General features: G+C 58.3%; 18 protein-coding genes. 10 read left to right on the top strand and 8 right to left on the bottom strand.

The window, feature by feature from the left end; translation table 11 throughout:
- The 7 genes from ACZ3HG_RS07015 to ACZ3HG_RS06985 all read left to right on the top strand — a co-directional run bounded on the left by ACZ3HG_RS07015 (window position 1) and on the right by ACZ3HG_RS06985 (window position 8,226).
- Window positions 1-1,257: an isochorismate synthase gene (locus ACZ3HG_RS07015; protein WP_465332454.1), complete on the top strand. Its 1,257-nt coding sequence runs from the start codon at window positions 1-3 to the stop codon at window positions 1,255-1,257.
- Between the two features lie 85 nt (window positions 1,258-1,342).
- Window positions 1,343-3,010, top strand: coding sequence for a 2-succinyl-5-enolpyruvyl-6-hydroxy-3-cyclohexene-1-carboxylic-acid synthase (gene menD / locus ACZ3HG_RS07010; RefSeq protein ID WP_191933137.1), 1,668 nt, complete (start codon window positions 1,343-1,345; stop codon window positions 3,008-3,010).
- Entirely contained in the window at window positions 3,007-3,774 is a 768-nt protein-coding gene (menH, locus tag ACZ3HG_RS07005; RefSeq protein ID WP_191932999.1) for a 2-succinyl-6-hydroxy-2,4-cyclohexadiene-1-carboxylate synthase, read from the top strand. The genes menD and menH overlap by 4 nt, the downstream gene beginning before the upstream one ends.
- A 9-nt stretch (window positions 3,775-3,783) precedes the next feature.
- Window positions 3,784-4,641, top strand: coding sequence for a 1,4-dihydroxy-2-naphthoyl-CoA synthase (gene menB, locus ACZ3HG_RS07000; protein WP_191932998.1), 858 nt, complete (start codon window positions 3,784-3,786; stop codon window positions 4,639-4,641).
- A complete protein-coding gene (menC, locus tag ACZ3HG_RS06995; protein ID WP_465332451.1) occupies window positions 4,641-5,609 on the top strand; it encodes an o-succinylbenzoate synthase in 969 nt (322 codons plus the stop codon). The genes menB and menC overlap by 1 nt, the downstream gene beginning before the upstream one ends.
- Window positions 5,591-6,955: an o-succinylbenzoate--CoA ligase gene (gene menE, locus ACZ3HG_RS06990; protein ID WP_244633619.1), complete on the top strand. Its 1,365-nt coding sequence runs from the start codon at window positions 5,591-5,593 to the stop codon at window positions 6,953-6,955. The genes menC and menE overlap by 19 nt, the downstream gene beginning before the upstream one ends.
- A gap of 80 nt (window positions 6,956-7,035) precedes the next feature.
- On the top strand, window positions 7,036-8,226 hold the full coding sequence (locus ACZ3HG_RS06985) for a nicotinamide mononucleotide deamidase-related protein YfaY (protein WP_465332449.1): 1,191 nt from the start codon (window positions 7,036-7,038) through the stop codon (window positions 8,224-8,226).
- 104 nt (window positions 8,227-8,330) lie between these two features.
- Here ACZ3HG_RS06985 and yfaE read toward each other — a convergent pair whose 3' ends face one another.
- From yfaE to ubiG, 4 genes are all read right to left on the bottom strand, one after another.
- Window positions 8,331-8,585: a class I ribonucleotide reductase maintenance protein YfaE gene (gene yfaE / locus ACZ3HG_RS06980; protein WP_191932995.1), complete on the bottom strand. Its 255-nt coding sequence runs from the start codon at window positions 8,583-8,585 to the stop codon at window positions 8,331-8,333.
- Window position 8,586: 1 nt separating this feature from the next.
- A complete protein-coding gene (nrdB, locus tag ACZ3HG_RS06975; RefSeq protein ID WP_062742936.1) occupies window positions 8,587-9,717 on the bottom strand; it encodes a class Ia ribonucleoside-diphosphate reductase subunit beta in 1,131 nt (376 codons plus the stop codon).
- An 82-nt stretch (window positions 9,718-9,799) separates the two neighbouring features.
- Entirely contained in the window at window positions 9,800-12,085 is a 2,286-nt protein-coding gene (nrdA, locus tag ACZ3HG_RS06970) for a class 1a ribonucleoside-diphosphate reductase subunit alpha (protein ID WP_062742935.1), read from the bottom strand.
- Window positions 12,086-12,556: 471 nt separating this feature from the next.
- The gene (gene ubiG, locus ACZ3HG_RS06965; protein ID WP_465332445.1) at window positions 12,557-13,288 is read right to left on the bottom strand and encodes a bifunctional 2-polyprenyl-6-hydroxyphenol methylase/3-demethylubiquinol 3-O-methyltransferase UbiG; all 732 of its coding nucleotides are present in this window, start codon (window positions 13,286-13,288) and stop codon (window positions 12,557-12,559) included.
- A 226-nt stretch (window positions 13,289-13,514) separates the two neighbouring features.
- Between ubiG and gyrA the strand changes: the two genes are divergently transcribed.
- Complete coding sequence (gene gyrA / locus ACZ3HG_RS06960) at window positions 13,515-16,151, top strand: DNA topoisomerase (ATP-hydrolyzing) subunit A (protein ID WP_191932993.1); 2,637 nt, start codon at window positions 13,515-13,517, stop codon at window positions 16,149-16,151.
- A gap of 55 nt (window positions 16,152-16,206) precedes the next feature.
- On the opposite strand, the gene ACZ3HG_RS06955 is transcribed toward gyrA, so the two are convergent.
- Window positions 16,207-17,223, bottom strand: a complete 1,017-nt coding sequence (locus tag ACZ3HG_RS06955) for an alpha/beta hydrolase family protein (RefSeq protein ID WP_465332443.1) — start codon at window positions 17,221-17,223, stop codon at window positions 16,207-16,209.
- A gap of 76 nt (window positions 17,224-17,299) precedes the next feature.
- Between ACZ3HG_RS06955 and ACZ3HG_RS06950 the strand changes: the two genes are divergently transcribed.
- Together ACZ3HG_RS06950 and rcsC are read left to right on the top strand one after the other, a co-directional pair.
- Window positions 17,300-18,268 carry a helix-turn-helix domain-containing protein gene (locus ACZ3HG_RS06950; protein ID WP_191932991.1) on the top strand — a complete coding sequence of 323 codons (969 nt, stop codon included), beginning with the start codon at window positions 17,300-17,302 and terminating at the stop codon, window positions 18,266-18,268.
- A gap of 105 nt (window positions 18,269-18,373) precedes the next feature.
- Window positions 18,374-21,229, top strand: coding sequence for a two-component system sensor histidine kinase RcsC (gene rcsC / locus ACZ3HG_RS06945; RefSeq protein WP_191932990.1), 2,856 nt, complete (start codon window positions 18,374-18,376; stop codon window positions 21,227-21,229).
- Between the two features lie 60 nt (window positions 21,230-21,289).
- Here the strand turns inward: rcsC and rcsB are convergent, their stop codons facing one another.
- The 3 genes from rcsB to ACZ3HG_RS06930 are packed head-to-tail and all read right to left on the bottom strand — an operon-like array spanning window position 21,290 to window position 25,769.
- Entirely contained in the window at window positions 21,290-21,937 is a 648-nt protein-coding gene (gene rcsB / locus ACZ3HG_RS06940) for a response regulator transcription factor RcsB (RefSeq protein ID WP_191932989.1), read from the bottom strand.
- Window position 21,938: 1 nt separating this feature from the next.
- On the bottom strand, window positions 21,939-24,599 hold the full coding sequence (gene rcsD / locus ACZ3HG_RS06935) for a phosphotransferase RcsD (RefSeq protein WP_465332440.1): 2,661 nt from the start codon (window positions 24,597-24,599) through the stop codon (window positions 21,939-21,941).
- A gap of 15 nt (window positions 24,600-24,614) precedes the next feature.
- Complete coding sequence (locus tag ACZ3HG_RS06930; RefSeq protein WP_465332592.1) at window positions 24,615-25,769, bottom strand: MFS transporter; 1,155 nt, start codon at window positions 25,767-25,769, stop codon at window positions 24,615-24,617.
- Window positions 25,770-26,248 lie beyond the last annotated feature (479 nt).

Genomic DNA, 26,248 nt, shown 5'->3' with positions numbered 1-26,248 from the left:
ATGCAACTTGCCCGGGCTATAGACCAGCTCATTCACCAGCTCCTGCAGGTCAGGGTCTCTGCACCCGGTCAGCAGCAGCTCTGCGTTCCATTGTCTCCTGATACTGATGCCCTGAACTGGCTGGATGCCCAGACCTGCTGGCCGCAATTTTACTGGCAGGCGCGCAGCGGCGAAGCATTGATGGCCGCCTGCGGGGCGCTGGAGCAGTTTGACTCCATCCTGTCTGCGACGCGGCGTCTTGCGTCACTCCCGGCGAACTGGCGGCTGCCGGGAGCAAACCGCTTTGACGGCAGCAGCTTTTTCTTCCTGCCCGCGCTGCTCTGGCAGCAGGATGCTACCGGCCAGCGGTTAATGCTCAATCTGGTCAGTGACCGTTCCCTGCAGCAGGAAGCCCGGCGGATGGCATGCTGGCTCAGGGCCCTGCGTCCGGCCAGGCCTGCGCCGCCGTTACCTTATGCTGTTACGGTACGTCAGCTGCCGGATAAACCCGGCTGGCTGCGGCGGGTCAACCTGGCCCTGGCGGCGATTACGGCAGGAGAGCTGGATAAAGTCGTGCTGGCGCGTGCCAGCGATGTCACCCTGTCCGGCCCGCTGTCACCTGCTGCGCTGCTGGCCGCCAGCCGGCGTATCAACCCCCGCTGCTATCACTTTATGCTGGCGACCGGCGCAGGACAGGCGCTGGTCGGGTCGAGTCCTGAGCGGCTGTATGCGCGGCATGGGAAGCAGCTGGAGAGTGAAGCGCTGGCCGGAACCGCCGGGCTGGAACAGGCGGGTCTGCTGGAGGACAGAAAAAATCAGTGGGAAAACGGCCTGGTGGTCGACGATATTCGCCAGCGCCTGGCGGGTGCTGTCACCGGGCTGGAGGTGATGCCGACAGAGCTGCTTCCCCTCCGGCACCTGCAGCATTTGCGGCGACGTATTCGCGCCCGCCTGTTGCAGCCTGATGATGCCGACTGTGTGGAACGCCTGCAGCCGACGGCGGCGGTGGCAGGGCTGCCGCGCGCAGATGCCCTGGCTTTTATCCGCCAGCAGGAGCCTTTCAGACGCGACTGGTACAGTGGGTCGATCGGCTATCTGTCGCAGTCACAGAGCGAATTCTCCGTGGTACTACGCTGTGCCCGGGTCGCGGGTGAGCAGGTGCGTCTCTACGCCGGGGCCGGTATCGTCAGCGGCTCAGTGCCGGAGCAGGAATGGCAGGAGGTCGAGAGTAAAGCCGCGACCCTCGGCGCGTTGCTGAGGGTGGGAAAGCGGGGGTAAAGCTGGCCCAAATCAAAAAGACGACGAAAGCGCCTGATTATAATAGCGCGAGGATTTTTGATCGGGAGTGGCTATGCAGCAAGACCTGTCGCACGCAACGTTCAATCGCCGCTGGGCTACCGTACTGCTGGAAGCGCTGACGCGCCACGGTGTTCGTCACATCTGCATTGCCCCGGGCTCCCGATCGGCTCCGCTGGCGCTGGCAGCCGCGGCCCGTGAAAACGTGTTATGTCATACGCACTTTGACGAACGAGGCCTGGGTTTTCTGGCCCTGGGGCTGGCAAAAGCCACCGGACAGCCTGTCGCGATGATCGTCACTTCCGGTACGGCCGTGGCGAATCTTCATCCGGCGCTGGTGGAAGCGCATCTCACCGGTGAAAAGCTGGTGGCAATCAGTGCCGATCGCCCTCCTGAACTGATCCACTGCGGTGCAAATCAGGCGATTGACCAGATCGGCATCTTTGCACCTCACGTTAGCGCATCCCTCAATCTTCCCCGTCCGACGCCTTCCATTCCGGCACGCTGGCTGGTATCGGCGGTGGACACCCTGCTGGCACAGCAGCAACACGGCGGCGTGCATATTAACTGCCCGTTTGCAGAACCCCTGTATGGCCCCGACAGCGACGACTTCCATGCGTGGCAGGATGAACTCGGGAGCTGGTGGCAGAGCCGGGAGCCCTGGCTGCATTACCCTCAGCAACACCGTGTTCCCGTAGAAAATGACTGGCCACAGTGGCGGAATAAACGCGGGGTGGTGATTGCCGGACGCGTCAGCGCACAGGAGGGCAGTCTGCTGGCCGCGTGGGCCAGTGAGCTGGGCTGGCCACTGCTGGGTGACGTGGTGTCGCAGACCGGGCAGCCTCTGCCCTGTGCTGCCCTGTGGCTGGCGCATCCGGCGGCACGGCAGGCGCTGACGGCGGCAGAGATCGTGGTGCAGTTTGGCGGCAGCCTGACCGGCAAAAATCTGCTGGACTACCAGAACAGCTGCCGCCCGGATACTTACTGGCTGGTCGACCCGCTGCCGGGTCAGCGCCATCCTGGCAGCGTGCGCGGCCGGCGAATTCAGGCAGAGATGACCGACTGGCTGCAGCGCCATCCTGCCGCCGCGCATCGTCCCTGGTGCCCGGAACTGGCCCGGCTGGCCGGACGTACCCTGCAGTACCTGGCCCAGCATCTGCAGTCGTTTGGCGAGGCGCAACTGGCCCACCGCCTGAGCGGGCTGCTGCCAGAAAACGGGGCGCTGTTCATCGGCAATAGCCTTTCGGTACGCCTGGTCGATGCTTTTGCACAGCTTCCTGCGGGTTATCCGGTCTACTGTAATCGCGGTGCCAGCGGCATTGACGGGCTGCTGGCGACGGCCGCGGGCGTCCAGCGGGGCACGGCACAGCCGCTGCTGATCCTGCTGGGCGATCTGTCCGCGCTGTACGACCTCAACAGCCTGGCGCTGCTGCAACAGGCTTCTGCCCCGGTCGTGGTGATGGTCATTAATAACCAGGGCGGCCAGATCTTTTCCATGCTGCCCACGCCTTCCGCCGAACGGGAACGCTTTTTCACCCAGCCACCCAGGGTCGACTTCCGCCATGCAGCGGCGCTGTTTGGCTTGCAGTTTGCCCGCCCCACCCATTGGGAGGCGCTCCGGGAGTCGGTCGCGCAGGGCTTTCAGGGGGGCGTGACGCTGATCGAAGTTGTGACCCACGGGGACGAAGGTGCCCAAACCCTGGCGCGCTGTGCCAGTGAGGTAATCCACTTATGATGCTTCATGCACACTGGCAGGGGCACCACCACAGTACGCGTCCGGTGCTGGTCTGGCTGCACGGCTTTCTTGGCAGTGCGGCGGACTGGCAGCCGGTACAGCGTTATTTCAGCCACTGGCCGCTGCTGAGTGTTGACCTGCCCGGCCACGGCGGATCCCAGGCGCAGACCGTCACCGATTTCGACGATCTGTCACAGCGGCTTAACGCCACGCTGCACTTCCATCAGGTCGACCGCTACTGGCTGATAGGCTACTCGCTGGGCGGGCGACTGGCGTTGTATCACGCCTGTCGTCATGCCGGAAGCGGTCTGGCGGGACTGTTGGTCGAGGCGGGGCATTTTGGCCTCAGTAACCCCGTCGAACGCCGCCACCGCCGCGATCACGATTTCAGCTGGGCAGCGCGGTTCCGCCAGCAGCCGCTCGGTCAGGTACTGGATTTGTGGTATCAGCAGCCGGTTTTTGCCGAACTGACAGCGGTCGAGCGACAGCGTCTGGTGGCCCGGCGGCTGAATAATCGTGGCGAAGACCTGGCGGCGATGCTTCAGGCGACCTCACTGTCGGCGCAGCCGGATCTGTTGCCCGAACTGCGGGAGAAAAATTTCCCATTCCGTTATCTGTGCGGTGAGTGGGATCAGAAATTTTTACAGCTGGCCCGGCAGGCGGCGCTGCCCCCGGCGGTCATTCCAGCGGCGGGGCATAACACACACCTGGCGAACCCCCTGGGGTTTGCCCATCAGCTTGCACGCGTGCTTAATCATAATTAAGGAGCCCTGATGTTGTATCCCGATGAAAAACAGCTTTATGCCCCGGCGCAGTGGCAGGATTGCGGCGCTGAGTTCTGCGATATTCGCTACCACAAAACTGATGATGGCATAGCGAAAATTACCCTCAATCGGCCACAGGTGCGCAATGCCTTCCGTCCGCAGACCATCGTGGAAATCCAGCAGGCGCTGGATAACGCCCGGCGGGATCCGGCTGTCGGGGTCATTGTGCTGACCGGAGAAGGTGACCTGGCCTTTTGCTCCGGTGGAGATCAGAAAGTGCGCGGCGATTACGGCGGCTATCAGGATGACGCCGGCGTTCATCATCTGAATGTCCTCGACCTGCAGCGGCAGATCCGTACCTGCCCGAAGCCGGTGGTGGCGATGGTGGCAGGCTACGCCGTGGGCGGCGGGCACGTACTGCACATGATGTGTGACCTGACAATTGCTGCCGATAACGCGCAGTTTGGCCAGACAGGGCCGAAAGTCGGCTCATTTGACGGCGGCTGGGGCGCTGCCTATATGGCGCGCATCGTCGGTCAGAAAAAGGCACGTGAAATCTGGTTCCTCTGTCGGATGTACGATGCCCGGCAGGCGCTGGATATGGGGCTGGTGAATACGGTGGTTCCGCTGGCCGAACTGGAAAAAGAGACGGTACGCTGGTGCCGCGAGATGCTGCAAAACAGCCCGATGGCGCTGCGCTGTCTGAAGGCGGCCCTCAATGCCGACTGTGACGGACAGGCCGGGCTGCAGGAGCTGGCGGGGAATGCCACCATGCTGTTCTATATGACCGAAGAGGGGCAGGAAGGGCGCAACGCCTTTAACCAGAAACGCCAGCCTGACTTCAGTCCGTTTCGGCGTAATCCCTGATGCGCCGCGCCGCGCTGTACGGATATCAGATTGCGCTGGAGGCCGGGGTGGTATTGCGCCATCAGCGGTTAAAAGTGCGACAGGGGATGCTGGTGAGGCTGTGCGATGGGCAGACGGAGGGCTGGGGCGAGATTGCGCCACTGCCGGAGTTCAGTCATGAAACGCCGGAACAGGCTCGGGAGCAGGCCACCGGCTGGCTGTCACAGTGGTGTGATGGCGTGATGCCTGCAGAAAGTGAACTGCCCTCCGTGGCGTTTGGCATCAGCTGTGCGCTGGCCGGGCTGAGTAACACACTGCCTGCTGAGGGGGAGTATCGTCTGGCGCAGCTGTGCAGCGGCGACCCCGATGAGCTGTTCCAGCGCCTGTGTCAGCAGCCGCAGCCGCTGGCGAAAATGAAGGTGGGCTTGTACGAGGCGGTGCGCGACGGGATGCAGGCCAGCCTGCTGCTTGAAGCACTGCCTCAGCTGACCCTGCGGCTCGATGCTAACCGCAGCTGGACGCTGGAAAAAGCGCTGAGTTTCGCCCGCCATGTCTCACCCGCGCTGCGTTCACGCATCGCGTTTATCGAGGAGCCGTGCAGGGATCGGCAGCAAAGCCTGGCCTTCGCCGCAGAGACCGGCATTAATATTGCCTGGGACGAAACCCTGCGTGAGGAGCAAGACGCGCTGAGCGCAGCGCCCGGCGTGGTCGCTGTGGTGATCAAACCCACGCTGACCGGCAGCATTGAGCGGGTGCAGCGGCAGGTGAGACAGGCGCAGGCGCACGGGCTGACTCCGGTGATCAGCAGTACGCTGGAGTCCAGTCTGGGGCTGACTTTGCTGGCGCGGCTGGCACACTGGCTGACGCCGGGGGTGCTGCCGGGGCTGGACACGCTGCAGCTGATGCAGCAGCAGGTGCTCAGAGCGTGGCCGGGCAGTGCGCTCCCCGTTCAGGGGCACGAGGCGTTATCATGTCTCTGGCAGCGATAACCGACTGGCCGTGGTGTGGCTGGCAGCAGCGTTGCCCGGAGGCGCTGGCGGTTGATGCCGGTCAGCTGCGCCTGACCTGGCAGCAGCTGGGGCAGGCCATCAGCGGACAGGCCGCCGGTTTCCGCCAGCAGGGGGTCAACCCGGGCGACCTGGTGGTCCTGCGCAGCGGCAACAGCCTTGATGCCCTGCTGGCATGGCTCGGGCTGCTGGCCTGCGGCGCGCGGGTGCTGGGACTCAATCCCGGACTTCCCGCTGAACAGCGGGACGCGCTGCTGCCGGGGTTGTCAGCACGTTTTATGCTGAATCTGGCCGGGCCTGTGGCCGCGCCGCTTCCGCCGCTGACGCTGTGCCGGGCGACGGGAAAGAGCAGTGCTCCGTGGCAGCCGGAGCGGATCGCCACGCTGACGCTGACATCTGGCTCCACCGGGCTTCCCAAAGCCGCCGCGCACACCTTTGCTGCTCATCTCTACAGCGCGGCGGCGGTGGCCGCGCTGATGAACGGCAAGAGGGATGACCGCTGGCTGCTGTCACTGCCGCTGTTCCATGTCTCCGGTATGGGGATCCTCTGGCGCTGGCTGTCGCTGGGGGCGACTCTGGTGATCCCGGATGCCCGCGGTTTCCATGCGGCCCTGGCGCGCAGCACGCTGGCCTCGCTGGTCCCTACCCAGCTCTGGCGGCTGCTGCAACAGTCAGCACTGCCCGCCAGCCTGCGTGCGGTGCTGCTCGGTGGCGCACAGATCCCGGGGGAGCTGACCCGTAAGGCTGAAGAGGCCGGGCTGCGCTGCTACTGCGGCTATGGTATGACCGAAACCGCCTCGACCGTCTGCGCCCGCCGTGCAGATCACCGTTCCGGTGTCGGGCCGCCCTTAGCCGGGCATCAGGTTCGTCTGGTGGAGGGAGAAGTCTGGGTTTGTTCGCCGGCGCTGGCATCCGGGTACTGGTCGGCGGGTGCGCTACGGCCGCTGGCTGACGCTGACGGATGGTTACACACCGGCGACCGTGGCCGCTGGCTGCAGGATGAGCTGGTGATTGACGGGCGACGCGATAATCTGTTTTTCTCGGGGGGCGAAGGTGTGCAGCCCGAACAGATCGAAAAAATAGTGCAGGCACATCCAGCGGTCACGCAGGTGTTTATCGTGCCGCAGGCGAGTGCCGAGTACGGTCAGCGGCCGGTGGCGCTGGTCGAAGGCGGAATTGCCCTGGACCGCCTGGCGGCCTGGGCCGCCCCGCGGCTCGCCGGCTATCAGCGCCCGGTGGCATGGTATCCGCTGCCGGCGGCAGAGGGGGGATCCCTTAAACGTTCCCGCCAGCAGCTGAAGGCGTGGGTCGCGCAGCAGCAGAAATAACCGGGCGTTGTCGAAAATGACATTGTGTTTCCCGGAAGGGCTTCCTACAGTGTCATGACATAAGTACACCGGAGAACAACATGATAAGAGTGGAAATGCTCGCGACGGGCGACGAAGTCCTGCACGGACAGATCGTCGACACCAATGCGGCCTGGCTGGCTGGCGTACTGTTTGAACACGGCTTGCCGATGACCAGCCGTCAGACGGTGGGTGACAGCCTGCAGGAGCTGGTCACAGTACTGACTGAACGCAGCAAGGTGGCCGATGTGCTGATCGTCAACGGCGGGCTGGGCCCGACCAGTGATGACTTAAGCGCGCTGGCGGCGGCTACCGCCGCTGGGGTAGAGCTGGAGATCCACCCTGAGTGGCTGGTGAAAATGGAAGCCTTCTTTGCCAGCCGCGGTAAGGCAATGGCCCCCAGCAACCGCAAGCAGGCGGAGATCCCACAGGGTGCCGAGATGATTGATAATCCGGTGGGGACGGCCTGCGGTTTTGCCATGCAGCTCAACCGCTGCTGGATTTTCTTCACCCCCGGCGTGCCCTCTGAATACAAAGTGATGGTGATGGATCAAATCCTGCCGCGCCTCAAGGCGCGCTTTCAGCTGCCGGAGCCGCCGTTATGCCTGCGCATGACAACCTTTGGCCGCGGGGAAAGCGATCTGGCCTCCGATATTGAACCCCTGCCGCTGCCGGAGGGCGTGGTGATGGGCTATCGTGCCTCCATGCCGATCATTGAACTGAAGCTGAACGGTCCGGCGTCAAAAAGAGCAGAGATGGAGCAGTTCTGGCAGCAGGTACGTGAAATTGCCGGGGACAGCGTGATTTTCGAAGGGTTTGAAACTCTACCTGAACAGCTGGCGCGTCGCCTGAAGGAACACAAACTGTCGCTGAGTATCAGCGAACAGTTCAGCGCGGGTCTGCTGCAGTGGCAGCTGATCTCCGCAGGGGCCTCGCTGGTCGCGGGCAACGTATTACCTAATCAGAGTGAGTCGCTGGGGGTGCTGGCGGCGCGCAGTCAGCAGCTGGCCAGGCAGAATCACGCCAGGCTGGCGCTGGTCGTGGGCGGTCTGGAAGACGATCGTCTGGGCTTTGCGCTGCATACCCCGGACGGCACCTTTGCACAAAAGGTGAAATTTAACGTCAGCCGTCACGGCCTGAAAGCCCGCCAGGACATGGTCGCCATGCTGGCGATGAATATGCTGCGCCGCTGGTTGAACGGGCAGAAAGTCACCACCGGACACGGCTGGATTGATGTGGTCGAAACGTTATAAGCATTAAAAAGGGCTGACCCTAAAGAAGGTCAGCCCTGGGGGATGTGTTGCCGTGCGTGGAGGGGGCCTTTTTTTCCGGTCGTGCCGGTGGCGGGCACCGCCGTCTACAACTCGATCTCAATATCCCCGTCGGCCTTGCAGCAGCAGGGCAGAATTTCACCCTGATTGACAAAGGCCAGCGGCGTCGCGTTGTAACTGACTTCTCCCTTCAGCAGGCGGGTACGGCATGAGCCGCAGTAGCCTTCACGACACTGATACTCCACACATACCCGGTGCGACTCCAGCGCGGCCAGCAGGGAAGGGTGCTCATCATCACACTCAAGCTGCGTACCGGAGGTACGCAGTGTAATGCTCGCCATCTTACAGCTCGAAGTCGCTGAGGTCGTCGGCATTCACTTCAGAATCAATCTGACCGACCAGGTAAGAGCTGACTTCCACTTCCTGCGGTGCCACCTGAACGTTATCGGACACCAGCCAGGAGTTGATCCACGGGATTGGATTCGAGCGGGTTTTAAACGGCAGATCCAGGCCGACGGCGTTCATGCGGATGTTGGTGATGTACTCAATGTACTGCCACAGAATATCTTTGTTCAGGCCGATCATCGAACCGCCGCTGAACAGATATTCCGCCCACTCTTTCTCCTGCTCGGCCGCCAGCACAAACAGGTCGTAGCACTCCTGACGACACTCTTTGGCAATCTCCGCCATTTCCGGATCGTCTTCGCCGCTGCGCAGCAGGTTCAGCATATGCTGCGTGCCGGTCAGGTGCAGGGCTTCATCACGGGCGATCAGCTTGATGATTTTAGCGTTGCCTTCCATCAGTTCACGTTCGGCGAACGCGAAGGAACAGGCAAAGCTGACGTAGAAGCGAATGGCTTCCAGTGCGTTAACGCTCATCAGGCAGATATACAGCTGTTTTTTCAGTGCGCGCAGGCTGACGGTCACGGATTTACCGTTGACCTCGTGCGTACCTTCACCCAGCAGATGCCAGTAGCTGGTCATCTCGATCAGATCGTCGTAGTAGCCAGAGATGTCTTTAGCGCGTGACAGGATCTGCTCATTGGTGACGATATCGTCGAACACCAGCGCCGGATCGTTGACGATATTACGGATGATATGGGTGTATGAGCGCGAGTGGATTGTCTCTGAAAACGCCCAGGTTTCAATCCAGGTTTCCAGCTCAGGGATTGAAATCAGCGGCAGCAGCGCGACGTTCGGGCTGCGTCCCTGAATGGAGTCCAGCAGGGTCTGATATTTCAGATTGCTGATAAAGATGTGCTTCTCGTGATCCGGCAGCGCCTGATAGTCGATACGGTCGCGGGAGACGTCAACTTCCTCCGGACGCCAGAAGAAAGAGAGCTGCTTTTCGATCAGTTTTTCAAAGATGTCATATTTCTGCTGGTCGAAACGCGCCACGTTCACCGGCTGACCGAAGAACATCGGTTCCAACAGCTGGTTGTTTTTATTCTGTGAAAACGTTGTGTAAGCCATGATTCAATCCAAATGAGTCAGGGCCAGCATGCTGGCCCCGTAGGGAAATCGTAAAAGGGGCGGCGCTGACCGCCCCTGCCGGTTAGATTTTGCAGGCACCGCTTTCGCAGCCGTCATCCTGAATGGAGGGCACCAGGTCTTCCTGCGTATCTTCCGCACCGTCGCGGGTGTTCTGGTAGTACAGCGTTTTCACGCCGAATTTGTAGGCGGTCAGCAGATCTTTCAACAGCTGCTTCATCGGCACCTTACCGTTGGCAAAGCGCGTCGGGTCGTAGTTGGTGTTCGATGAAATCGCCTGGTCGATAAATTTCTGCATCAGGCCGACCAGCTGCAGGTAGCCATCGTTATTTGGCATATCCCACAGCAGTTCATAGTTATCCTTTAGGCGCTCATACTCCGGCACCACCTGACGCAGGATACCGTCTTTCGACGCTTTAATGCTGATATGACCGCGCGGTGGTTCAATACCGTTGGTGGCGTTAGAAATCTGTGAAGAGGTTTCTGACGGCATCAGTGCAGACAGGGTGGAGTTACGCAGGCCGTGTTTTTTCACCGACTCGCGCAGCGCATCCCAGTCGAGTAGCAGCGGGGTATTACAGATCGCATCCAGGTCTTTCTTGTAGGTGTCGATCGGCATAATGCCCTGGGAATAGGTGGTTTCGTTAAACCACGGGCAGGCACCCTGTTCAATCGCCAGATCGTTTGAGGCCTTCAGCAGCCAGTACTGAATAGCTTCGAAGGTCTGGTGGGTCAGCTCGTTTGCACTGCCGTCGGAGTAACGAACACCGTTCTTCGCCAGGTAGTAAGCATAGTTAATGACGCCAATACCCAGCGTACGGCGGCCCATTGCGCCACGTTTGGCGGCCGGGATAGGGTAGTCCTGGTAGTCCAGCAGGGCATCCAGCGCACGCACAGCCAGCGTTGCCAGCTCCTGCAGGTCGTCCAGGCTTTCAATCGCCCCCAGGTTAAACGCCGACAGCGTACAAAGGGCAATTTCGCCATTTTCGTCGTTGACGTCCATCATCGGTTTGGTCGGCAGGGCAATTTCCAGGCACAGGTTAGACTGGCGCACCGGAGCAATAGCCGGGTCAAACGGGCTGTGGGTGTTGCAGTGGTCCACGTTCTGAATGTAGATACGGCCGGTGGAGGCGCGCTCCTGCATCATCAGCGAGAACAGGTCCACGGCTTTGATACGCTGCTTGCGGATGCTGCTGTCCTGCTCATATTTGGTGTACAGACGCTCAAACTCTTCCTGATTCGCGAAGAAGGCATCGTACAGGCCAGGCACGTCAGACGGGCTGAACAGGGTGATATCTTCGCCTTTCAGCAGGCGCTGATACATCAGCTTGTTGATCTGAACGCCGTAATCCATGTGGCGCACGCGGTTACCTTCCACGCCACGGTTGTTTTTCAGTACCAGCAGGCTTTCCACTTCCAGGTGCCACATCGGGTAGAACAGGGTTGCTGCCCCACCGCGCACGCCGCCCTGAGAGCAGGATTTCACCGCAGTCTGGAAATGTTTGTAGAACGGAATACAGCCGGTATGGAACGCTTCACCGCCGCGGATCGGGCTGCCCAGCGCGCGGATACGTCCGGCATTGATGCCGATACCGGCACGCTGAGACACATACTTCACGATGGCGCTGGAGGTGGCGTTGATGGAGTCCAGACTGTCACCACACTCGATCAGCACACAGGAGCTGAACTGGCGGGTAGGGGTACGGACGCCCGACATAATCGGCGTCGGCAGCGAGATCTTAAAGGTGGAGATCGCATCATAGAAACGCTTCACGTAGTCCAGACGGGTCTCACGCGGGTAGCCAGAGAACAGGCAGGCCGCCACCAGAATGTAGAGGAACTGGGCGCTTTCATAGATATCACCGCTGACGCGGTTCTGCACCAGATACTTGCCTTCCAGCTGCTTAACGGCAGCGTAGGAGAAGTTCATATCGCGCCAGTGGTCGATAAAGCCGTCCATCAGCTCAAACTCTTCCGCGCTGTAGTCTTCCAGCAGGTGATGGTCATATTTACCCATCTCAACCATGCGTTTCACCTGGTCGATCAGCTTCGGTGGCTCAAACTGACCGTACGCTTTTTTACGCAGGTGGAAGATCGCCAGACGGGCGGCCATGTACTGATAGTCAGGGGCATCGCGGGAGATCAGGTCAGCTGCAGACTTGATGACGGTTTCATGGATATCAGAAGTGCGGATACCTTCGTAGAACTGGATGTGGGATCGCAGCTCAACCTGGGAGACGGAGACGTTTTGCAGTCCTTCGGCAGCCCAGTCGAGAACACGGTGGATTTTATCGAGATCGATACGCTCGGTGCGGCCATCGCGTTTGGTTACAAGCAGACTCTGATTCATGTCGCGTTTTACCTGTCCTTAACAAATAATCCCCACGCTTATACACAGATTTCTCATTGTGAGTAACTCTGTGGATAAACACTATATATAGGGGTTGAGGGAAATCTTGATAACAATATGGTGAGTATTCTAGTAATTTCCGCGTGCTTAACAAGGCTTGATTTTCAGGGAAAACTACGGTTGTGGGGGGCGCATTTTTCCTAAGTCCACGTTTCTCAAGGCCCTGGCTCAATGTCAATGGGTTGAGAAATTTTTTAGAATTATGATCGAGCGCGGGTTTCTTGTTCAGCCTGAAAATTTCCAGCATTTTGTTGCTGGAAAAGTACACATAATGAGACGCCTCACGGCCGGGGTCGGCGTGACAGTGACAGCCTACGTCAATCCCGACGCACGCGGTAAGAGGAAAACGATCTGCCCCCTCCGGCGAGAAAACAGCCAGCGGCCAGCGCAGTGACCGGCCGCCGGATGCCCTTACGCGTCGATGGCGCGGTGCGCGTGCACCATATAATTAACGTCGACGCCCGGGGCCAGCTTGAAATGATTAGTCACGGGGTTGTAATGCAGGCCAATGATATGACGTTCCCGCAGTGGCGTTTCATCCACCCAGTTCAGCAGTTCCGCCGGGCGAATAAACTTTTTAATATCGTGCGTGCCGCGCGGCACCATGCGCAGGACGTATTCCGCACCGATAATCGCCATCAGCCAGGATTTGCTGTTACGGTTAAGGGTGGAGAAAAAGACTTCCCCCCCCGGTTTCACCAGACGCGCGCAGGCGTGAACCACGGATCGCGGGTCCGGCACGTGCTCCAGCATCTCCATGCAGGTCACCACGTCGTACTGACCGGCGAACTGCTCCGCGTGTTCTTCCACGGTCTGCTGAACGTAATCAATGGTGACACCGCTCTCCAGCGCATGCAGGCGTGCCACTTCCAGGGGTTCTGCACCCATATCCAGGCCGGTGACGTTTGCGCCTTCGCGCGCCATGCTCTCGGCAAGAATGCCGCCCCCGCAGCCGACATCGAGGATTTTTTTGCCAAACAGGCCATCCGCGTGTTGAGCAATCCAGCCAAGGCGCAGCGGATTGATGCGGTGCAGGGGTTTGAACTCCCCTTCCAGGTCCCACCAGCGTGATGCGACGGCTTCGAATTTGGCGATCTCACCGTGGTCAACGTTCTGTGTGCTCGTGTTTTGTTCTGCATTCATTGGGTTAATACTCCAGCCAAAGTTTGACGCAGTATATACCCGTCATACTTCAACTTGCATCTTTGTACGCGACGCAGGTGGGTGGGGGGCTGGCAGGGTGACGGATCCGCTGAGAGGCAGAATGCAATAAAGCGGCCAAAGCGATGCTTTCCATTCAACACCTGGACGCAATGTGATATACTTTCGCACCTTTGAATCCGGGAATAACAGTAAGGAAAGCGCGTCCATGAGCGACCTCGCCCGCGAAATTACACCGGTCAATATCGAAGAAGAGTTAAAGAACTCCTATCTGGATTACGCAATGTCGGTCATCGTTGGCCGTGCGCTGCCAGATGTCCGTGATGGCTTAAAGCCGGTTCACCGCCGCGTGCTTTACGCTATGAACGTGCTCGGTAATGACTGGAACAAAGCTTATAAAAAATCCGCCCGTGTCGTCGGCGACGTTATCGGTAAATATCACCCTCATGGCGACACCGCCGTGTACGACACCATCGTGCGTATGGCACAGCCGTTCTCGCTGCGTTACATGCTGGTCGATGGTCAGGGTAACTTCGGTTCCGTGGACGGCGACTCCGCTGCGGCAATGCGTTACACCGAAGTCCGTATGTCCAAAATCGCTCACGAATTGTTAGCGGATCTGGAAAAAGACACCGTCGACTTTGTGCCGAACTATGATGGCACTGAGCAGATCCCGGAAGTGATGCCAACGCGGGTACCGAACCTGCTGATTAACGGCTCCTCAGGGATTGCCGTGGGGATGGCGACCAATATCCCTCCGCACAACCTGATTGAAGTGATTAACGGCTGTCTGGCGTACATCGAAGACGAGAATATTACCGTTGAAGGCCTGATGGAGCACATCCCGGGCCCGGACTTCCCGACAGCCGCGATCATCAACGGCCGCCGTGGAATCGAAGAAGCCTATCGCACCGGCCGGGGTAAAATTTACATCCGCGCCCGTGGCGAAGTGGAAGTCGACGCAAAAACCGGTCGCGAAACCATCATCGTGCATGAAATTCCCTATCAGGTGAACAAAGCGCGCCTGATTGAGAAGATTGCCGAACTGGTTAAAGAGAAACGTCTGGAAGGTATCAGCGCACTGCGCGATGAGTCCGATAAAGACGGTATGCGTATCGTGATCGAAGTGAAACGCGATGCGGTAGGTGAAGTGGTCCTGAACAACCTCTATTCGCTGACCCAGCTTCAGACCTCTTTCGGCATTAATATGGTGGCGCTGCATCAGGGCCAGCCAAAAATTATGCCGCTGAAGGATATTCTGGAAGCCTTTGTGCGTCACCGTCGTGAAGTGATCACCCGCCGGACCATTTTCGAACTGCGCAAAGCGCGCGATCGTGCCCATATTCTCGAAGCTCTCGCGGTGGCACTGGCTAACATTGACCCGATTATCGAGTTAATCCGCCGTGCAGCATCGCCATCTGAAGCGAAAGCAGGCCTGATTGCCCAACCGTGGGCGCTGGGTAACGTGTCCGCAATGCTGGAGCGTGCTGGTGATGATGCTGCCCGCCCTGAATGGCTGGAAGATGAATTCGGTATTCGCGATGGCCAGTACTATCTGACCGAGCAGCAGGCTCAGGCGATCCTGGATTTACGTCTGCAGAAACTGACCGGCCTTGAGCATGAAAAACTGCTCGACGAATACAAAGAGCTGCTGGAGCAGATCGCCGAACTGCTGCGTATTCTGGGCAGCTCCGAGCGCCTGATGGAAGTGATCCGCGAAGAGCTGGAGCTGATCCGCGATCAGTTCGGCGATAAGCGTCGCACCGAAATTACCGCCAACAGCGCCGACATCAACATCGAAGACCTGATTAATCAGGAAGATGTTGTTGTGACCCTGTCGCACCAGGGCTACGTCAAGTATCAGCCTCTGACAGATTACGAAGCGCAGCGCCGCGGCGGTAAAGGCAAGTCAGCCGCCCGTATTAAAGAAGAAGACTTTATTGACCGCCTGCTGGTGGCCAACACCCATGACACCATTCTCTGCTTCTCAAGCCGGGGCCGTCTGTACTGGATGAAGGTTTATCAGCTGCCGGAAGCCAGCCGTGGAGCGCGTGGACGTCCTATCGTCAACCTGCTGCCGCTGGAAGCCAACGAACGTATTACGGCGATCCTGCCGGTGCGCGAGTATGCAGAAGGCTTCAATATCTTTATGGCTACCGCCAGCGGTACCGTGAAGAAAACGGCACTGAAAGAGTTCAGCCGTCCGCGCAGCGCCGGTATTATTGCCGTCAACCTGCGTGATGATGATGAGCTGATTGGCGTGGCTCTGACGAACGGCAACGATGAAGCGATGCTGTTCTCCGCCGCCGGTAAAGTGGTTCGCTTCGCAGAGAGTGCAGTGCGTGCCATGGGCCGTACGGCTTCCGGCGTGCGCGGTATTAAGCTGGCTGAAGGCGACCGCGTCGTGTCACTGATCGTCCCGCGTGACGATGGTGCCATCATGACCGTGACGCAGAATGGCTACGGTAAACGTACTGCTAACACCGAGTATCCAACCAAGTCGCGTGCGACCCAGGGCGTGATCTCCATTAAAGTGACTGACCGTAACGGGCCGGTTATCGGTGCTGTCCAGGTTGTCGACAGCGATCAGATCATGATGATCACCGACGCCGGCACGCTGGTCCGTACCCGCGTTTCTGAAGTGAGCGTCGTCGGGCGTAACACCCAGGGTGTTATCCTGATCCGTACCGCAGAAGACGAGAACGTGGTCGGCCTGCAGCGCGTGGCAGAACCGGTGGCGGAAGATGAACTCGATGCTATCGACGGCAGCGTTGCCGAAGGCGATGAGGACATCGCCCCGGAAGTGGAAAATGACGACGATGCACCAGAGGCAGACGAGGAGTAATCCTTAGTCCCCCTGGAGAAAGCCGGTTCATTGCGAACCGGCTTTTTTTTTGCAATCAGGGCTGGTGTGGCACGTTGAGAAAGCCATGCTGCTGCATAAACTGGTCGATGGCCGCCAGCGTCTGCCGATGGACCGCCTCCCGTTCTGCGCGCGGTGTTTCACAGATAAAGGCCTCGCCTTCTTCCGCCAGTATCGCCGTCGCCGCTGGCTGACACACCGGCAGGAAGTCAAAATGCCCCGCGTTCTGCAGCTTCACCTGCGGCAGGGGCAGGCGGTCGACGCCCAGCGTCATGCTGCCGGTGGCACGAATATAATACCCGGCGGCGATCGTCAGCACCGGAACCTTAATGGTCTGGAGGCTGTCGGGGGTCAGGACGTAGCTCATCGCCGGGTCAAGAGCGACGACCAACCGGAAGCGGCTGTCGCGATAGCTGGCCGCCAGTCGGGTATTATCGGTCTTTTCCAGCCGGACACCGCCCCGGGAGTAAAACTGGCAGTCCGGCATCTGCGGCATCGTCTGGCAGTAGTGGTTCAGTCGCTGACGGTTTATCCGGCCACCGGCCAGTGCCAGCACGCTATAGCCGCCTCTGGAGTGGCCCACCGCGCCGATTTTTTGCCGATCAATAGCCTGCTGCCACACGGGACTCGCCAGGTAGTGCGTCAGCAGAAAGGAGAGATCGACCGTCTGCAGGGTCAGGTCGGTAGCGGGCTGCGAGTCACCGGTGGTACTGCCGGGATGGCTGGCCGCCATCACCACGATCCCCCGGGCCGCCAGCGGTACGGCCAGCCAGGCCAGGCTGGTATTATTACCGCCGCTGCCGTGGCTGAGAATAATCAGCGGAAAACGCCCGGCGGCCAGCGGGGCATCAGCGATGGCCGGGAAGCCGGAGAAGACAGCGCTTACCGCCTGCTGCTGCACCGGTTGCAGGGTGCGGGTGGGGTAAAAGAGGCGGACACTGAGGCTGCGCTGTGTGTGCGGATCGACGATAATATCCTGCCGGGTGCCAACGGAAAAACTCCAGACGGGGTAACTGAGTACCAGCAGTATGGCGGAAATAATAGTGCGCATCATCTTCACTCCTGAGCTATAAAAGGCTTATTATCAGAACTTTACGGACGCGTGGCGTCCTCGATCGCGATAGAGTCCTATGCTGATACCGGTTAATTTTCTGCTCAGTCTGATCTGCATTCTGCTGCTGGTGCAGCGTGGCGATCGCGGGCGTCTGTTCCAGCTGCTGCTTGGCCTGTGTCTGCTGCACAGCCTGGTGGCCGGGCTGGCCGTGCTGCTGCCGCAGGTACCTGTCTGGCACAGGCTGCAGCCGGTGACCGCGGCCGCACTGCCGCTGCTGTGCCATCTGGCACTGGTACAGGCGGCAGGAGGCCCGCTGCGCATCGGGTACAGCGGACTGACCCTGGCGATGATGGTTGCCTGCGTGCTCTTTTTCCCGCAGGGCATTGACGTGCTGATGCCCGCGATCTGGCTGGGCTGCGCCTGTCTTATGCTGCGGCGACTGCGAAGCGCCAAGGGGGTGGCGGACAATCCAGGCGCACTGACGCAGCGCGGATGGCAGACGCTGGCGCTGCTGCTGATCGCCGTGGCGTGGCTGGACGTGATTATTTCAGGCTCTGTCGCCTTTGCCGCCGGAAAGGGCAGCGAGGGGTCAAGGCTGGTGGGTAATCTGGTGATGGTGGGCGTGATGTCGCTGATGCTGCTGCTCACCCGGCCGTCCCGGCAGGCTGTCCCCCGCATCGCCAGAACGGCCGGCCCTGAGGACGGGGCGGTGATGGCGCGGATTGATGCTCTGATGCAGGAGGGGCTCTACCGGGAACCCCAGCTGAGTCTTATCCGGCTGGCACGCAAGGCCGGGATCCCGTCGCGGCAGGTGTCGGCAGCAGTGAACGGACTGCATCAGCAGAGCGTGTCACACTACATCAATGGCTGGCGCATTCGGGAGGCGGGCGAACGGCTGAGGAGCAGCGATGAGACCGTCATTGAGGTAATGGAATACGTCGGTTTCCAGACTAAATCTAACTTTAACCGGGAGTTTCGCCGCATCACCGGGAAAACGCCGACGCAGTGGCGAAAAGAAGCCTGGGAACAGGCTGAAAATCACTGAAATAGCGTGCGCCGACGACGGGGATAACTGGCTTTTTTACCATGCTGACGCTACTGTATCGGCAATCATTTTCTTTTGTCCGTTATGGCTGCCAGTGGGTTACGCTTGAAATATCTTGTCTCTTTCCGAACGACGTTAAAGATCTCCCGCTATCTGTTCCGCGCCCTGGCGTTGATGCTGTGGACGCTGGGCGCGTTACTGACGACCTTCTATATCATTAACGTCGTTCACGAAAGAGAATCCCAGGTTCGTCAGGAGTTTAATACCAGCTACGATCAGGCCCAGTGGTACATCCGCCATTCCGCAGACGTGGCGCGCGAGCTGAAGTTTATTGCGGAAAACCGCCTGAACACCGCCGCTAACGGCGCAGATGCCATGAGCGGTTCGCTGTCGGGTAAAGTGACGCCGCCGCAGTTCTATCCGCTTTATGCTGAGTCAGACTGCAGTGCCATGAGCCAAACCTGGAATAACTCCCTGCAGCCCCTCAGCGACTTCCTGAATTACTGGAAAGAGAACTTCGCGTCTTCTTACGAGCTGAACCGCGTCTTTTTTATCGGCAATGACAGCACCTGCCTGGCCGATTTTGGCCCTGCCGCCGAGCCTGCGGAACGGGAACGCGTGCTGAAGTCCCTGCGTGAGCGCGTCCTGAAGTATCGCGGTGGCGATGCCGAGGCACGTAAAAGCAGCCTGTTCTGGGTCTATCCCGGCACGCAGCCTGGCGTGGGTTATTACTATATGATCACCCCGGTTTACGTGGCGAATAAGGTCGCTGCCCTGCTGGGCATTGAGCAGAGCATCCGCATGGATGACCTGATTATGCCGGGCAGTATGCCGGTAACGGCCACGCTGGTGGATGAGAATAACCAGCGCCTGCTCTCCTCCGCCCGTAACGGCCCGGAATTCTCGGCAGAGGATCTGCCGGACGAGGCCGGCTGGTTTGGCTATGTGTCTGACTATGACCAGCTGATTATGAAGAAGAGTCTGCTGCCGTCGTCACTCAGCATTGTCTATTCCGTGCCCACCAATGTGATGATTGAACGGCTCAAAATCCTGATTATCAACGCCCTGTTGTTGAATCTGGTCAGTGCGATCGTCCTGTTTACCCTGGCCTGGCTGTTTGAACGCAGAATGTTTCTTCCGGCCGAAGACAATGCCCACCGGCTGGAGGAGCACGAGCAGTTCAACCGTAAGATTGTTGCCTCAGCGCCGGTCGGGATCTGCATTCTGCGCACCAGTGACGGAACCAATATCCTCAGTAACGAACTGGCGCATAACTACCTGACGATGCTGACGCAGGAAGACAGGCTGCGCCTGACCGAGATCATCTGCGGGCAGCAGGTCAACTTCGTCGATGTGCTGACCGGCAGTAATACTAACCTGCAAATCAGCTTTGTCCATTCACGCTATCGTAATGAGAACGTGGCGATCTGCGTACTGGTAGACGTCAGCGCACGCGTCAAAATGGAAGAGTCGCTACAGGAGATGGCTCAGGCCGCCGAGCAGGCCAGTCAGTCCAAGTCGATGTTCCTCGCCACCGTCAGCCACGAGCTGCGCACGCCGTTATACGGCATTATCGGCAATCTCGACCTGCTGCAAACCAAATCGCTGCCGCCTGGCGTGGAGTCGCTGGTGATGGCGATGAACAACTCCTCCAGCCTGCTGCTGAAGATCATCAGCGATATTCTCGACTTCTCCAAAATCGAATCGGAGCAGCTGAAGATTGAGCCTGCGGAGTTTTCCCCGCGTGAAGTGGTGGCGCATATCACCTCTAATTATCTGGCGATGGTGGTTAAAAAACGCCTGACGCTGTGGTGCTTTATTGACAGCGATGTTCCCGCTACCCTGGACGGTGACCCGATGCGCCTGCAGCAGGTGATCTCCAACCTGCTGAATAATGCCATTAAATTTACCCATACTGGGGGCATTACGCTGCATGTCTACGTCAAGGATGGCTACCTGGCCTTCCGCGTACGTGACACCGGGGTGGGGATCCCGGCGAAGGAACTGACGCGGCTGTTTGACCCCTTCTTCCAGGTTGGAAGCGGGGTTCAGCGTAATTTCCAGGGGACCGGACTGGGACTGGCAATCTGTGAAAAGCTGATCAACATGATGGATGGCGACATTGAGGTCGACTCTGAGCCGGGTATGGGCAGCCAGTTTATTATCCGTATTCCGCTGTATAACAGCCGGGTGGTGACACCGGAATTGAATGACAGCCTGCATGAGAAACAGTGCTGGCTGGCGTTACGTAACGAACAGCTGGAGACCTTCCTGACTCGCCTGCTGCGTGCTCACGGTATTCAGGTCCGACACTATGCCGGCGAAGCGGCGGCAGATGATGTGATCATTACCGATTATGACCTGGAGCCAGCCGGAAGCGTCCGTGCGACCATCCGCTTTGATAACCGTCATAACGATGCCCCGCAGCAGAGGGTGTCAGGGCGCTGGGTGTGTGCCACGACCACGCCGCATGAGCTGCCTTCGCTGCTGGCGCGCATCTATCGCGTTGAGGCAGGTCTGCCGGAGGGCCTGCCAGCGGCACTGGCAAGAGAAGAACAGCACGCCAGCCACGACGACATTCTTATCCTGGTGGTGGACGATCATCCTATTAATCGTATGCTGCTCTCTGACCAGCTCGGGTCGCTGGGCTACCGGGTGAAAACCGCGCGGGATGGTCTTGACGCACTGAACGTGATTGCCCGTAATGAGATAGATATCGTCCTGACCGACGTCAATATGCCGAATCTGGATGGCTACGGCCTGACGCGGCGTTTGCGCGAAATGGGGAAAACCTTCCCGGTGGTCGGGGTGACGGCAAATGCGTTAGCGGAAGAAAAGCAGCGCTGTCTTGATGCGGGAATGGATAACTGTCTGTCGAAACCGGTGACCATGGATACGCTACAGCAGGCGTTAACGCTCTATGCGGAACAGGCGAGAAAGGGCAGGGCAGAGAAAGCGTGAGCGGAGAATAAAGGTCAGGGCTGACCCAGACAGAAGGTCAGCCCCTGCGTTCCGGGGAACTTAGTCTTTTACCGGTGACATGCTCACCGATGACAGATAGTTGAGCAGCGCAATATCGTTGTCCACGCCCAGCTTCATCATTGCTGATTTCTTCTGGCTACTGATGGTTTTAATACTGCGGTTCAGCTTCTTGGCAATTTCCGTGACCAGGAATCCTTCTGCAAACAGGCGCAGAACTTCACTTTCCTTCGGTGACAGACGTTTGTCGCCATAACCGCCCGCGCTGATTTTCTCCAGCAGTTTTGCCACGCTTTCCGGCGTATATTTCTTGCCTTTCTGCAGGGCAGCCAGCGCTTTCGGCAGGTCGGTTGGCGCGCCCTGTTTCAGCACGATCCCTTCAATATCCAGGTCCAGTACGGCGCTGAGGATTGCCGGATTATTGTTCATGGTCAGAACAATGATCGACAGATCCGGATAGTGACGCTTGATGTATTTGATCAGCGTAATACCGTCGCCATACTTTTCGCCAGGCATTGACAGGTCGGTGACCAGCACGTTGGCATCAAGCTTGGACAGGCTGTTAATTAAGGCTGTGGAATCTTCGAACTCACCGACAACATTGACCCACTCAATTTGTTCCAGTGACTTACGAATGCCGAACAGAACAATAGGATGATCGTCGGCAATAATGACATTCAGGTTATTCATATTATTGGTTACCTTGCTGCAGCAGTTCGTTGACGTAATTGTCAACTTCACTGGTGGTATTTTTAATGTTTGAATCGTCACACTGTTGAATGTGATGTTCTAACGTTTCACAAAGCTGCTTGCCGGGTAGCAAATTTAACATGGCAAACACGCCTTTCAGCCGATGCGCAGTCTGAGCAAGCGCACTAAAGTCCCTGTTTGCGGCCTCATTATACAGTCTCTTTACATCATCGGGTACTGTATCGACGAAAAGCTGAAAGTAGCCACTGGCGAAAAGTTGCGCCGTGTCCGGTTGTTCAGCATTTTCGTCATCCAGCCCGTCCTGGGCCAGCTGTTGTTCAATCAACGTCAGCAGTGCATCCTGCATCGCACTACTGATGTTGAAGTTGACCCGGTACTGGTACGGGGCAATCTGGCTGAATCCTGCCTCATCGTCCGTCAGCAGTAATGCCCACGGCGTTAAGTGTTCGGGTTCATCCGTAATCAGCACATCGTGTTCCTGACCGGAGAAACGTTCATCAGGAGTAATGCAGTTGGCCCCCCAGTCTTCAAGCTGGTGAACGACAATTTTGCGTACGTCATCCACCGTAATATCGATCAGGGCGTTAACGCCCTCCAGCAGTTTCTCTTCCTGAAGCAGCTGCGGCTCCAGCGGAACCTGCAGCTGAATGCTGTAACGGGTACCAATGTCCGGGCTGGCGCTGATATCCAGATGGCCACCCAGCTGTTTACACAGCTGTTTACACAGGAAAAAGGCCATGCCGGACGCCTGACCGTAACGGTCTTCGTGAGTTTCGCCCAGATAAGGGAAGTCGGTGTTCGACATTTCATCAGCGGTGAGACCGGCACCGGTATCCACAATCTCAATCATCAGGCGATCCTGACGATCGTCCGGGGCGCTGACAGTGACGCTGACCCTGCCCCAGGTGGTGGTGGTTACCGCATAGTGCAGCAGCGTTGAAAGGATTTTACGGATGGCCCGGCGATCGCCTAAGCGCGTCTCATCGCTGCTGCGGTGGTTAGAAATCATCAGCGTCAGCCCTTTGCGACGCATTACCGGCAGCAGTTCGCTGACCAGCTCATCCAGCAGCGATTGCAGATTGAAACTACCTGCATCCGGAGCCCAGTCGAGGGTCTCCAGTTGATTGAGCAGGACAATATCATCCACCAGGCGGCTCAGTGCCTGCGAGGATTCCAGCGAGACCGCCACTTCTTCCGTCGGCTGCGTCCCGGCCAGCGCCTCCAGGCGGGCAATCACCTCGGTAAGCGGGCGCTGCAGGGCGTGCCCCAGATTTTGAAGCAGCTGCTGGCGCGACTGGTGGTTTTTATCGAGCACCTGCTGCGCTTTCTGCAGCTTCTTATTCACCAGCAGTTCACGATCCTGGTCACGCATCATAAACATCTGCGTGTGCGAGGAGATCATGCTGCGGGCATGGCGTATCTCGTACACCTCGTTATTCACCGTAGCCTGCAACACGCCCTGGTGCTGATCGGACATATTGATAATTTTTTGCAGGTTAAGATGTGGCAGCAGGTGCTCGGCAATTTTATTGCTGATGATGGTCCGGTTATTGGCAAAGTCATATACCAGCAGGCCGACGGGCAGCGTACCTACAATCTCTTCATTCAGCAGCCGCAGTGATTCCAGTTCGGCACTCTGATTTTCGCTTGGGCGCAGCGACTGCTGGCGCAGCAAAAACAGCCCGGCCAGCGACATCAGCAGCAGCGCCAGGTTTGCCAGCAGCGGCCATAGCAGGTTGCGCAGGGTGTCGACGATAAGGCCGGTGACGGGCACCCGATAGACCAGCTGAAGCGGCGTGCTGGCCAGCGAACTGGTGATTTCAATATTAGGGTTGACCCAGCTGATGCGGGTGCTGCCGCTGCTGTCCTGGTTATCATCCCCTTCGGCCACCGGTGTAGTGTCCTGTTTTAACTGGAAATTCTCCAGCGGCATATTCACCGGAATAATGTCGTTGACCGGCAAATCAAAGGCCACCACCGTCGCCAGATGTCCTGGCTGATTAAAGGTGGTACGGACGGTGAAATAGTGGTCGTTCTGCCAGGTAAAGCGGCGCAGCGGCGAGAAGCTTTCGCGCTCATCCAGCGCATTGGCCTGCTGCAACATTTCGGCCCGGCGGGCCTCAACAATATTGCTGATCGCACTCTCTTTATAGCGCGAGGCCATATCTTTCAGCGGCAGGGTAGAGACCAGTATCAGGCTGTTGTCCTGGCCGTTGAGGAAATACATCGACCAGGTGCTGTTTTCTGCCCCCCACAACGTGTCGAGGTAGTTGGACATGCGCAGTGTCATATCCAGCGTGCCGCTGTCGTGCGAACCAAAAATCAGGGCTTCGGTTTTCCGCCGGGTTTTTTCCAGATAATAAACATCCTGACGCAGGCGGGTCTCCTGCAGGCTGTTGCTGGCGGTGCCGGCCGCGCTGGCGGCCAGGTTTTCATAAATTTGCCAGGTGGCGAAGCGATAGGTATCAACACGCTTTTGCATGGCGTGGGTGATATCCGCCATGGCGTAACGCTTTTCCGTCAGCCAGGCGTTAACCGCATTGTGGATCATAAATCCAGATGCCAGCAGCAGAACCAGAATAAACAACACAAAAAAGCGCGTTACATTGCCGGAAGTGAGTGGAAATTTATAAGGCAACATGCAGTAAAACCCCGGTTAACGAGTAATCTGTCGGGCGCTGGCCGCGACGACTAACAGCAGTGCAGCAATGCCGCTGAACGCCACGGACAGGCTGGAGCATTGAGCGATAAACCCGACCAGGGCAGGACCTGCCAAAATGCCGGCATAGCCAATAGTGGTCATGGCGGCGATGGCCAGATTTGCTGGCATCACCTGCTGTTTTCCTGCCGCACTGAACATAATCGGCACCGCGTTAGAGGCGCCAAAACCCACCAGCAGGAACCCTGCCAGCGTCCAGAAAGCATCCGGTACGGCTACCGCCAGTACTAACCCGGCTGCGGCGCAGAGTGTTCCGCAGAACAGCGTCGCGGTGCGGCCAAAAGTCTGCACAATGCGGTCACCGAACAGACGGCCAATGGTCATAGCGACGGAAAAGACGGCGTATCCCAGTCCGGCCTGCGATGCCGGCAGGTCGCGAGTATGAGTCAAAAACAGCGCGCCCCAGTCAAGAATAGCCCCTTCGGTTAAAAACAGAATAAAGCACAGCACGCCGAGGAACAGCACCCAGCCGCGCGGCATGACAAACATCGGCGTGTCCGGCTGGTGCAGGCGCTGACTGAGGATATGACGCTGGCAGTATAGCCACAGCAGCACCAGCAGAATATTGATCATCAGTATCGATATCAGCGGAGAAGCACCCAGTGCCAGCGCGACGCTGACCAGCCCCGCGCCAATAATACCGCCGGCGCTGAAGAAACCGTGAAAACCGGACATCATCGCCTGACGGGCGCTTTTCTCGACCTCAACGGCCTGAATATTCATCGCGACGTCGATCAGGCCGATGGCGGCCCCGAAAACCATCAGCGTCAGTGCCAGCGCCAGGGGAGTGGCAAGCGTCGCCAGCAGCGGTAAGACGCACAGCAGCAGCAGGCTTCCTGCGGCAATCACGCGTTTGCATCCCAGGCGACCGACCAGCATTCCGGACAGCGGCATGGCGATCAGCGATCCCAGTCCAAGAAAAAGCAGCAGGGTGCCGAGGGAGGCGTCACTCAGCAGTGCACGTTCTTTTGCATAGGGAACCAGAGGAGCCCAGGCGGCCATGCCGATACCGGCGATCAAAAATACCGCACGCGTGGCACGCTGGGTGGCCAGCGCTTTCGCCTGTGCGGCAGGGGCTTCCAGTATCGTCATTTTATCCATTTTGCCTGTCGCGTAATCAACCTCATTTTTTACCATAATTAGTGCCAGTTATGAAGCTAAACCCTGCCAGTTTACTACGTCTTCAGCCCGGGTCTCAGGCACCTTTGGAGGAAAGGCAATGTTAATAACCTGAAAAAATAGCGCGGTTAATCGGATTTATCCCTTAAAGCCAAATTTTAAGAAGACTCCTGGAGGTTGGCGGCTCGTCACGCGCTTAACTCAAATTACTGGTGAGATAGAAAAAAATCCCTTTTTTACGCCGCGGCTGAAGGCCGTCCGATGAAAAATTTTACCCGTCTTCACTTGTGCGGATGGTCACGATTCAACATGAAATTTTCGCGTCATTAACCTTACGTTATTACCTGGTTATGGGCGTTTTTTTACCAGAAAGTTGCAAAAAGTAACGTTAAGTAAAATTTTTTTCTGCGAGTTAAATCAAATCATTATTTCAGATTTCCCTTATTTATAGA

This window comes from Erwinia sp. PME.40.26/001, from assembly GCF_055556675.1.
This window is presented reverse-complemented; position numbering and strand designations above follow the sequence as displayed.

What these genes read in the sequence shown, in the direction of transcription:
- ACZ3HG_RS07015 (WP_465332454.1), top strand. Translation starts at nt 1, where the DNA reads ATGCAACTTGCCCGGGCTATAGACCAGCTCATTCACCAGCTCCTGCAG.
- menH (WP_191932999.1), top strand. Translation starts at nt 3,007, where the DNA reads ATGATGCTTCATGCACACTGGCAGGGGCACCACCACAGTACGCGTCCG.
- menB (WP_191932998.1), top strand. Translation starts at nt 3,784, where the DNA reads ATGTTGTATCCCGATGAAAAACAGCTTTATGCCCCGGCGCAGTGGCAG.
- menC (WP_465332451.1), top strand. Translation starts at nt 4,641, where the DNA reads ATGCGCCGCGCCGCGCTGTACGGATATCAGATTGCGCTGGAGGCCGGG.
- menE (WP_244633619.1), top strand. Translation starts at nt 5,591, where the DNA reads ATGTCTCTGGCAGCGATAACCGACTGGCCGTGGTGTGGCTGGCAGCAG.
- ACZ3HG_RS06985 (WP_465332449.1), top strand. Translation starts at nt 7,036, where the DNA reads ATGATAAGAGTGGAAATGCTCGCGACGGGCGACGAAGTCCTGCACGGA.
- yfaE (WP_191932995.1), bottom strand. Translation starts at nt 8,585, where the DNA reads ATGGCGAGCATTACACTGCGTACCTCCGGTACGCAGCTTGAGTGTGAT.
- nrdB (WP_062742936.1), bottom strand. Translation starts at nt 9,717, where the DNA reads ATGGCTTACACAACGTTTTCACAGAATAAAAACAACCAGCTGTTGGAA.
- nrdA (WP_062742935.1), bottom strand. Translation starts at nt 12,085, where the DNA reads ATGAATCAGAGTCTGCTTGTAACCAAACGCGATGGCCGCACCGAGCGT.
- ubiG (WP_465332445.1), bottom strand. Translation starts at nt 13,288, where the DNA reads ATGAATGCAGAACAAAACACGAGCACACAGAACGTTGACCACGGTGAG.
- gyrA (WP_191932993.1), top strand. Translation starts at nt 13,515, where the DNA reads ATGAGCGACCTCGCCCGCGAAATTACACCGGTCAATATCGAAGAAGAG.
- ACZ3HG_RS06955 (WP_465332443.1), bottom strand. Translation starts at nt 17,223, where the DNA reads ATGATGCGCACTATTATTTCCGCCATACTGCTGGTACTCAGTTACCCC.
- ACZ3HG_RS06950 (WP_191932991.1), top strand. Translation starts at nt 17,300, where the DNA reads ATGCTGATACCGGTTAATTTTCTGCTCAGTCTGATCTGCATTCTGCTG.
- rcsB (WP_191932989.1), bottom strand. Translation starts at nt 21,937, where the DNA reads ATGAATAACCTGAATGTCATTATTGCCGACGATCATCCTATTGTTCTG.
- rcsD (WP_465332440.1), bottom strand. Translation starts at nt 24,599, where the DNA reads ATGTTGCCTTATAAATTTCCACTCACTTCCGGCAATGTAACGCGCTTT.
- ACZ3HG_RS06930 (WP_465332592.1), bottom strand. Translation starts at nt 25,769, where the DNA reads ATGACGATACTGGAAGCCCCTGCCGCACAGGCGAAAGCGCTGGCCACC.